The sequence below is a fragment of the Pseudoalteromonas sp. 19-MNA-CIBAN-0066 genome, assembly GCF_040308705.1.
GTDB lineage: Bacteria > Pseudomonadota > Gammaproteobacteria > Enterobacterales > Alteromonadaceae > Pseudoalteromonas > Pseudoalteromonas nigrifaciens.
In genome coordinates this window covers 1-312 of record NZ_JBEONZ010000136.1, presented here as the reverse complement: position 1 = coordinate 312, position 312 = coordinate 1, and the positions used below count along the sequence as shown (strand labels likewise).

Sequence of the window (312 nt, the reverse complement as noted above, 5' to 3'; positions counted from 1 at the left end):
TTTTACTAAAGGTCGCTTGCAACGCTTTCCAAAGCACAAGATCTCATATAAAAAGAAAAAACGTCACAACGATAGTTTTCGAGCGGTCAATAACTCGCACTGTATCCGCATTGAAAATGGCGCTATCAGTATCCCAAAGGTAGGCAAGATACCCATTATCTTGCATCGCAAACTAGCAAGTAAAATCAAGACTGTAACTATCCAGTATCACCACGGAAAATGGGGATGCAGCATCACTCAGGAAGTTGAGTGCAAAACAGCTAAACAAGTTTTAAAAACAATCACAGGTTTTGACATTAACTCAAAGCAAAC

At 39.4% G+C, this 312-nt stretch carries 1 pseudogene; it reads left to right on the top strand.

The window, feature by feature from the left end:
- Positions 1-312: pseudogene (locus AAEZ18_RS18535) on the top strand (RNA-guided endonuclease InsQ/TnpB family protein); the annotation flags it as partial.